The sequence below is a fragment of the Arthrobacter sp. Br18 genome, from assembly GCF_000520555.1.
Taxonomy (GTDB): domain Bacteria; phylum Actinomycetota; class Actinomycetes; order Actinomycetales; family Micrococcaceae; genus Arthrobacter_D.
In genome coordinates this window covers 65,013-73,251 of the sequence record NZ_KI914854.1, presented here as the reverse complement: position 1 = coordinate 73,251, position 8,239 = coordinate 65,013, and the positions used below count along the sequence as shown (strand labels likewise).

Annotated in this window: 9 protein-coding genes and 1 pseudogene; 7 read left to right on the top strand and 3 right to left on the bottom strand. The window is 63.1% G+C overall.

Annotated features, from left to right (window positions below; all coding sequences use genetic code 11):
- Nucleotides 1-560, bottom strand: a 560-nt coding sequence (locus tag Y704_RS19575; protein WP_162149382.1) for a copper resistance CopC family protein, incomplete at its 3' end; no start/stop codon positions are given.
- A 264-nt stretch (nt 561-824) separates the two neighbouring features.
- On the opposite strand from Y704_RS19575, the gene Y704_RS0106995 reads away from it, so the two are divergent.
- The 7 genes and pseudogenes from Y704_RS0106995 to Y704_RS19565 all read left to right on the top strand — a co-directional run bounded on the left by Y704_RS0106995 (nt 825) and on the right by Y704_RS19565 (nt 4,806).
- Nucleotides 825-1,196, top strand: a complete 372-nt coding sequence (locus tag Y704_RS0106995) for a hypothetical protein (RefSeq protein WP_026549588.1) — start codon at nt 825-827, stop codon at nt 1,194-1,196.
- Nucleotides 1,196-1,423 carry a hypothetical protein gene (locus Y704_RS0106990; RefSeq protein ID WP_026549587.1) on the top strand — a complete coding sequence of 76 codons (228 nt, stop codon included), beginning with the start codon at nt 1,196-1,198 and terminating at the stop codon, nt 1,421-1,423. The genes Y704_RS0106995 and Y704_RS0106990 overlap by 1 nt, the downstream gene beginning before the upstream one ends.
- A 333-nt stretch (nt 1,424-1,756) precedes the next feature.
- Nucleotides 1,757-1,966 (top strand): annotated as a pseudogene (locus tag Y704_RS23325) (hypothetical protein); the annotation flags it as partial.
- A 106-nt stretch (nt 1,967-2,072) separates the two neighbouring features.
- A complete protein-coding gene (locus tag Y704_RS0106980) occupies nt 2,073-2,468 on the top strand; it encodes a BlaI/MecI/CopY family transcriptional regulator (protein WP_026549586.1) in 396 nt (131 codons plus the stop codon).
- A complete protein-coding gene (locus Y704_RS0106975; RefSeq protein ID WP_026549585.1) occupies nt 2,465-3,427 on the top strand; it encodes a M56 family metallopeptidase in 963 nt (320 codons plus the stop codon). The genes Y704_RS0106980 and Y704_RS0106975 overlap by 4 nt, the downstream gene beginning before the upstream one ends.
- A gap of 139 nt (nt 3,428-3,566) precedes the next feature.
- The gene (locus tag Y704_RS0106970; protein ID WP_216698954.1) at nt 3,567-3,839 is read left to right on the top strand and encodes an SHOCT domain-containing protein; all 273 of its coding nucleotides are present in this window, start codon (nt 3,567-3,569) and stop codon (nt 3,837-3,839) included.
- A 253-nt stretch (nt 3,840-4,092) separates the two neighbouring features.
- Nucleotides 4,093-4,806, top strand: a complete 714-nt coding sequence (locus Y704_RS19565) for a DUF4396 domain-containing protein (protein ID WP_081747458.1) — start codon at nt 4,093-4,095, stop codon at nt 4,804-4,806.
- 363 nt (nt 4,807-5,169) lie between these two features.
- On the opposite strand, the gene Y704_RS23960 is transcribed toward Y704_RS19565, so the two are convergent.
- Both Y704_RS23960 and Y704_RS19560 read right to left on the bottom strand, forming a co-directional pair.
- The gene (locus Y704_RS23960) at nt 5,170-5,313 is read right to left on the bottom strand and encodes a hypothetical protein (RefSeq protein ID WP_155850253.1); all 144 of its coding nucleotides are present in this window, start codon (nt 5,311-5,313) and stop codon (nt 5,170-5,172) included.
- A 103-nt stretch (nt 5,314-5,416) separates the two neighbouring features.
- Nucleotides 5,417-8,197, bottom strand: a complete 2,781-nt coding sequence (locus Y704_RS19560; protein WP_081747457.1) for a heavy metal translocating P-type ATPase — start codon at nt 8,195-8,197, stop codon at nt 5,417-5,419.
- Between the last annotated feature and the right edge of the window lie 42 nt (nt 8,198-8,239).

Sequence of the window (8,239 nt, the reverse complement as noted above, 5' to 3'; positions counted from 1 at the left end):
AACAAGCCAAGACCCAGCAGCACCCCTCGGGGAGCTTCCCGAGGACGGGCATCAGAGGCCCATACCTCGGACTCCCCACTGTTTTCGGGTGCGGCGACTGGCTCTTTGGCTCCTGCAGCGGCATCCGAATCGAGAGAGACCGTGAATGAGAAGGCTTCGTTCACCGGATGCCAGTCGTCCGCGGTGACTCTGTACGCGATCTTCCAGAGGGCCGATCCGCCGTTCGGTTGACCGGCAACTGCCCTTGGCGGGATACGCACAACCAGCGTCTTCCCCGCCGTCTCGGTCAGCGCGCCGTAGGCCGGACCGCCGGATACCGACACGGTCACATTGGCGAACTCCAGCTCGACCTGCTCCGTGAATTCAAGAGTTACTTGTTCTGGAGCCGCGCCCACGGTCGCACCATCGGATGGATCCGAGGACAAGAGATAGGTATGCGCCGAGGCAGGAAGGGACATCGTCAGGAGCAGGACTGCAGCAAGAGAGGCAGCCAGCCCCTCCCGGAGAGACCGCCCGACCCGGGTAGGACTACTCCTGATCCTGGGCGATTTCCGATCCATCAACCACTCCTTCACTTCCGCCGTGGAGCGATACCTCCATCAGGTGACGAGGCGCCTGAGGCGGACGAACCCTTTTCAGTACTATCAACCGTAGTATCTTATGCTCCCGACACCACACCTGCGGACCACGGACGCCCGGCGGGGGTGCTACCGCTTGGAAAACACCTCCTAACCCCTGCCGGGACCACTCCTACTAATTTGCCTAGTATTTTGCTACTATCTTTAGTAGTAGTTGATATTGACCGACCAATGAGAGGAACGTACGTGACTTTGAGTTTGTGGATACCAACCGCGGCAGCTGCCGGCCTTTTGGCCCTGGGAGCCGCTGCTCCGTCAGTGGCCGCCGGACCTCCGGCTGCCGAGAGCCCCCGCGCCACTGCTGAGGCCACCGACGATCATCACGGCATGAACAACCAGGACTCGGTTCCAGGCATGGCGCAGAGGCATGAATTGATGACCAGGGACAACCCCGGCATGAAGCGCATGCACGAGCAAATGATGAACGACAACCCGGGCATGGCGCGGATGCACGAACAGATGATAGACGCGGACTCCGAGATGGGTCCGAACGGGATGATGCCTTCAAGCCCAACCCCGACCCCGACCCCGACCCCGACCGATGAAGGAGAACTGTAGTGAGTGAAGCACTGTACGCCCTTGCGCTGCTGGCCTGCCCCGTCGGAATGGGTTTGATGATGTGGTTCATGATGCGGGGCAGCAAAGCGCCTCCCGCGCAGGCGGCTCCGACTGAAGCGGCGGAACTGACCAAGCTGCGCGCCGAAGTCGACCAACTGCGCGCCAGCCAGAACGACACAGCTGGCGGCACATCCCTGCCGCAGTCGACAGGGTCGACTCTTCGATGACTGAATGGGCATTGCGGTGGCTGTCCTCCTGGCATCGCTGAGTGCCACGTACTTTTTCTGTCTCCGGCCTATGCGGCGGGGACACTGCGCCATGGGCCAACGGGCATCCAACGCAGGATCGGGCGAGGTACCTTCAGCCCAGGCAGCCGAGCTGGCACAGTTGCGCGAGCAAGTTCAAGCCCTCAAAACGCAGCAGCAGTCGCCCTCCCGGCACTGAGGCGGGATTGCCCATCGGGTTTGGCGCGCCGTGGTGGTAACTGCTCTTTGAACGACCTCGGGTCAGGGCAGGCCGGCTGATGCATACCGTGACTCTCAACGCAGGAGAACTGCACGTGGTGTGAGCAGACAGAGAACACCCTGCAGGACATCTCAGCCACGCATCCACTAGTGATTGATGACGTCGAGCTCGCCAGCACCCGGGGCCGCGAACTCGACGTGCGTCACGGCGTTGTTTTCGCACCCGGCATCCTGCTTGACGGGCAGCTGTTCAGCTTCGGGCGACCGTCCGAGAAAAAACTCCGGCGGCGGCTCGCAAAGAACTAAACCGGTGCACAGGATCTACTGTCGTGCAGGGTCTACTATGCACGATAGGATTGGTGTCACAAGCACGTTTCAGTTCCGGTTTACTGCATGAAGAAAGGGTCCTGGCATGCATCGTCTCGGCCAGCTTGAATCCACCATTATGGATCGGATGTGGTCCTATCAGGGGGCGGCTGCTGTACGCGATATCCTGGAGGACATCCAGCGGGAGCGGGAAATTGCCTACATGACCGTCAAAACCGTCATGGACACTCTGCACCGCAAGGGGTTGCTGATGCGTGAACCGGACGGCCGGGCATTCCGCTACCGTCCCACGCAGACCCGCGAACAATACGCCGCCGCGCATATGGGTGAGGTGCTCGCCGGCGGCAGTGACCGCACGGCGACCCTGCTGCACTTCCTGGAGCAAATCCCTGCCGACGAGGTCGCGCAGCTGCGGGCAGTGCTGGACCAGGCCGCGCAGCCCAAAGCGCAGACCCAGGTGCAGACCCAGGCCAGCGAGTGAGCGTTCCGCTCCTTCTTTTCACCTACGCCGTGGCTGCTGCCGCGGTGGCGCCCCTGTTGTCCAGGGGCACGTGGGCCGACCGGTCCCCGAGGGTGGGAATCTTTGTGTGGCAGGCGCTGTCGGTGACGATTATCGCGGGCATCGTCTTCGCAGGAGCAGCACTGGCGGTGCCGGCCATGCCATTCACCTCGAACCTGGCCGAGTTCCTGCAGGCCTGCGTCATGACGCTGCGGGAACAGTACTCCACACCAGGAGGCGCTCTGGTCACCACAGCCGGCGGCATCACCGCCGTCGCTGTGGTGGCTCGCGTGGGCTTCTGTCTTATCGCCGAGCTGGCCTCCGCGTACCGGGCGCGCAAACTACAGCTGCAGTCCCTGGCATTACTGGGCCGCCGGGACTCCAGCGGGCAATTCCTCGTCGTGGAGCACGCCGAGGCGGCCGCCTACTGCCTTCCCGGGCGACACAACGAAATCGTGTTCACCTCCGCAGCATTGGGCGCCCTCGATGAGGATCAGCGAGCCGCGGTCCTCGCCCACGAGACGGCCCACCTGCGCGGCCGGCACCACCTGATTCTCGCCGCCGCGAACGCCATCCATCGCGCTTTCCCCCGCTTGCCGGCGTTCCGCATCGCACGCACCGAGCTGACACGCCTGATCGAGATGGATGCCGACGATCGCGCCGCACGCAGCAGCAGTCGCCTGACCGTGGCCGCCGCCGTCGTCCGGCTCGCCGAAGCCGGGTCGACGCCCAATGTGGCGTTGGGTGCAGGAGGCACCAGCGCCCTGGCACGAGTACGCCGGCTCGCCGCACCCACAGCACCCCTTGGTGCCCTCCGTGTCGTCCTGACGGTTTCCGCAGCAGCCGCAATGCTCGTACTGCCCCTGACCGTGGCTGCAGCGCCGGCAGTGTCGAGTGCCTATGCGCAAACCTGCCCCACAGGTTTTCCCGCCTCCACCTGATTTCCGCGTCCACAGACCCGCCTCGCCGCTTGGTGGAACAGCTTCGAGACCATCCCCGCCCGAAACAATCACAGTCTACTAAGATACGTAGTAGACTGTGGCATGCAGGTATGAACTCAACGCGAAGGTGGTGCGGATAGTGGACGGAATAACGGACGGCGGCATGATGGGCGGCGGCATGATGGGCGCGGCGGTGCTCTGGTCGCTGGCGGTGGTGCTGCTCCTGGCGGTAACAGCGACAGCGATCGTCCTCCTTGTCCGAAGGGCCGGCCAGGCTGACCCTAACAACCAAGGACGTCATTCCTCCACGAACAGGGAAGCCCGCGAAATCCTCCGCTCCCGGTACGCCAACGGTGACATTGACGACGAGGAGTACCGGCGCCGGCTCGCTTCCCTGGATGAGTCCGCGTAGCAGGTAGCAGACAAACCCCACCCTCCCGCGCACCTGCCCGGGGGCTTTCCTTCCCCACTCAGCGCCGGATGAGAACAACCATCCTGCCCGTCGCGGCAACGGCTTTCCTCTACATATCGGTGCCCCGGTAGCCCTCTTTTCACGGATGATGCTGCACCCTGCACCACGCATCGATAGCCGCTGAAAACCACCGCGTATCTCACGCAGGCGATCCTCGTGAGTAATAAAAATCTACGAGAAAGTAACCCCCACGATGAATGACGATGCGATGGATATGACGTCCATGGAAACAGCACTGCCCGGCTGGTTGACGCCGGTGTCCTGGATTTTCGTGGCCCTGGGAGTCATCAGCGCAGCGCTGGTGCTGTACGACATCTACGGGCGGCGCCACCGGCAGCCCAACGCCGCGATGGGCATCGTATGGCCAATCTCCGCCCTGTACCTCGGCCCGTTCGGCCTCTGGGCCTACAACCGGTGGGGCAAGACCCGCAGCAACACCCCGGGTGAACGGGCCGCGCAGCCCGAGAAGGATCTTCACGGGAAAGCCCTCACCGGCAGCACCCCGGGCGGAGCCGCTGCAACCGTGGGGCACTTCATCGGGGTCCCCCTCGTGGTCGCCAGCGGGCTGACCATCGCCGGAACGAACCTCTGGGTACTGATTATCGTCATCGCGTTACTGGCCATCGCGTTGTTGTTCGTCTTTGAATACTTCTTCGCTTCCTCAGCTGACCGCAGCTCTGCAGGGAAAAGCGCCGGTGTTGCGTTGCTGACTGCCACCGTCACCGTCCTGGCCTTCGACATCGGTATGGGTGGGTGGATGCTTGTCATGCACTTCGGGAACTTCATGCCGGCCCCCACCGACATCAGCTTTTTCTTCCTCATGCAGATCGGACTTGTTCTGGGGTTCCTCACCGCATACCCGGCAGTCCGGGCTCTTATCCGACGCCGTGTCACCGTCGCCGCATAAGCAGCACCCCGCAGGGAAACACCAGTTCCACCGGATGACAGTGCCGGCAGCACGTCGTGCTGCCGGCACTGTCAGTTTCATGTGCTCGAGCGCCACCGAACGCCGCTAAGCTGCTCATCCGGTCCCGGCCATACGATGGGTTCCGTCGTGTCGCGGGCGTGTTCATTCCGCCATCCTCGAGTGGAGTCCCTTCCATCCGGTGTAGGCGGTAAGCAGGAGGGCTCACCCGGGGTGGAGGACGGCCCTGATGCCAAAGAGATCAGCGGCAATGCCGCCGAGCGACAGGAAAAGGATTCCGCCGACAGCCCGAGCAAGCCAAAGGGTTGGGATGATCCGGCCACGCCATCCCTTCGGGACCGTCGCTCAGAGGAGTGCACCGAAGGTGAGCGCTCCGGCGGATGCTCCCAGCCTGCAGACGACGCAGGTGAGCAGGGTCGGCGCCAGAGCGGCAACCTGGACGGGGACGATACCGACCGGTCCGCGCAGGACACCACCCGGGATTCGCATGGAATTGCGCGTCCCTTGCGTGTGTCGAATCTTTGCGTCGACGAAAGTGCCTGAACGGATAAGGCATCGACCAGTAACTGAGCCCTTGCGGGTTCGTTGACTTCTAGGATTCTTTCGCGGGCCGGGGCGTCGGGGGTGTGAAGCGGTTGAGGCGGGCCGAGTTGACGACGACGCTGATGCTGGACAGTGCCATCGCAGCGCCAGCAACCATGGGCGAGAGCAATGCTCCCGTGACCGGATAGAGCAGGCCCGCTGCCAGGGGGATTGCTGCTGTGTTGTAACCGAACGCGAGGACGAGGTTCTGGCGGATGTTGCGCATGGTGGCTTTCGAGAGCGCAATCGTGTTCGTCAGCCCTGAGAGCTCCCCGGACATCAGGGTCACGTCCGCGGCTTCGATGGCCACATCGGTACCGGTTCCGATGGCGATGCCGACATCGGCCTGCGCGAGGGCGGGGGCGTCGTTGATGCCATCACCGACCATGGCCACGAGTTTGCCTTCATCCTGGAGATTACGGATCTCGGCAGCCTTATGTTCAGGCAGTACTTCGGCCAGTACCCGCTCGATGCCTACCTGCCGGGCGACGGCGAGGGCTGTTGCCTTATGGTCGCCGGTGATCATGGCAACTTCCAGGCCCTGCCTGCGCAAGCCGGCGACAGCTGATTCTGAGCTGGGTTTCAGGGTGTCGGCGACAGCAATGACACCGGCGGGTCGGCCGTCAACTGCTACGAACATGGGGGTCTTACCCTCGCCGGCGAACCGATCAGCTGCTTCCGTGAGGTCGGTGGTGGGTATCCCCTCATCCCTGAGCAGGGTCGCATTGCCGATGAGGACCTGACGATGATCAACGGTGGAACGTATCCCTTTACCGGTCATCGAATCAAAACCGGTCGCGGGCATCAACACCGCACCGCTGTTACGGGCGCCTTCGGTGATCGCTGTCGCCAGTGGGTGTTCGCTGTCCGCTTCGGCCGAACCTGCAAGGCGGAGCAACTCGGTCTCATCGATGCCGGCGGCAGGGAACACGTTGGTGAGTGCGGGTTTTCCCTGGGTGAGGGTGCCGGTCTTGTCCAGGACAACGGTGTGCAGTTTGTGGATTGTTTCCAAGGCTGCGGCGCTTTTGATCAGCACGCCAAGGGATGCGCCCTTGCCGGTGGCGACCATGATCGACAGTGGTGTGGCCAAACCCAGCGCGCAGGGGCAGGCAATGATGAGTACGCTCACGCCCGCCACCACGCCCAGCGGAAGGGAATCCGCGAGAACGAACCACAGCACGAACGTGCTGATCGCGATGAAGACAACCGCCGGAACGAAATAGCCCGACACCGTGTCCGCGAGGCGTTGAATGGGTGCCTTGGTGCTTTGTGCTTCCTGCACCAGTTTGATGATCTGGGCGAAGGCGGTATCGGCTCCGACCCGTGTGGCGCGCATCGTGAAAGCGCCCGTCGTGTTCACCGTTGCCCCGATGACGGTATCCCCACCGCTTTTGGTCACCGGGATGCTCTCCCCGGTGACCATCGACTCATCGATGGACGAGCGGCCCTCGACGATCTCACCATCGACGGGTATTTTCTCTCCCGGGCGGACCCGGATGTCATCTCCGGCACGTACCTGCTCGACCGGTGTTTCCACCTCCTGCCCGTCCCGCAGGACACGGGCCGTCGCCGGAGTCAGCGCGACCAGGGCGCGGATGGCGTCTCCGGATCCTGCCCGGGCGAGGGCTTCGACCAACCGGCCCAGCAGGATGATCGTGATGATGAAACTGACGACTTCGTAATAGACGTCCCTGACGCCCTCCGGGAGGATCTGCGGGGCGAAGGTGGCGACCAGGCTGTAAAGAAAAGCAGCCGTCGTTCCCAGTGCGATCAGGCTGTTCATTTCAGCGGAACGGTTTCCCAGTGCCCGCCACCCAATCCGGTGAATAGGCCAGCCGACGATCAGCATCACCGGCAGTGTGAGCACCAACTGAACGAGCGAGCTCTCCAGAATGTCGGGCACGTACTGCTCACCCACCAGCTCGGAAACCATCACCGCGTAGAGGACCGGCAGGGTCAACACCGCTCCCAGGGCGACCCTCCATCGCAGGTCTTTCAACTCGGCCTTACGGGCCTCGGCTTCAGCGTCCTCAGTTGACGCGGAACCCGGTTCGGGGCGCATACGCGCAGGGAATCCCGTTGAATCGGTCACCGCACGCTCGAGTGTGCCAACATCCACCTGATCGGCGTCGTACGTCACGACCGCGCGTTCGGCGCCGAAGTTGACCACGGCGGACCCGACTCCTGCAATGGCCGAGAGCTCGGCCTCGCTGCGTCCGGTATCGATGGGCAGGCTGCGCAAAGCTCCGGGCAACATGAACTCGGCGCGCTGGTAGTGGTCCCGGATCTCAAGGGTCGGCCCGACACCTACAGCCTTGGCCGTCCTGCTACCGCTGCCACTATCCGATGTTGCAGCGGCAGACCCGCCCGCGTCGGCGGCAGCACCCTTGGTGGTGGAAGCGCTATCGCTGGTAAAGGGAGGTTCAACGAGAAGTGTGCCGTGCAGCATGTTCATGCCACACCCCCAGGGATATTCGCCTGGTTCCTCAATCATCAAATCGACTGTTGTGGTGTCGAAAGCGGCCAGGGAAGCGCTTTTGCGCAGATCAGGGAAAACGACTCGGCTGGTGCAGTCGCTGTTGTCCTGCCGATCAAAGCGGAGCTGGACCGGGATGCCGGCCGTGACCCGGATCAGGTCCGGGGAATACCCGCCGCGGACCGAAATATCGGCAACCTGCACGCCCGCGCGAACCAACGCCACCTCGGCCTTGCGCGGAGCGAAGAAGTACCACGCCAGGAACCCGATCGCCAAAAGACCACCAACGGTGACAGCCACATCGACTAAATCCATAGAACACTTCTCCTGTTATCAGCCATTCACCCCGACCAAAGC

What these genes read in the sequence shown, in the direction of transcription:
- Y704_RS0106980 (WP_026549586.1), top strand. Translation starts at nt 2,073, where the DNA reads ATGCATCGTCTCGGCCAGCTTGAATCCACCATTATGGATCGGATGTGG.
- Y704_RS19565 (WP_081747458.1), top strand. Translation starts at nt 4,093, where the DNA reads ATGAATGACGATGCGATGGATATGACGTCCATGGAAACAGCACTGCCC.
- Y704_RS23960 (WP_155850253.1), bottom strand. Translation starts at nt 5,313, where the DNA reads ATGCGAATCCCGGGTGGTGTCCTGCGCGGACCGGTCGGTATCGTCCCC.
- Y704_RS19560 (WP_081747457.1), bottom strand. Translation starts at nt 8,197, where the DNA reads ATGGATTTAGTCGATGTGGCTGTCACCGTTGGTGGTCTTTTGGCGATC.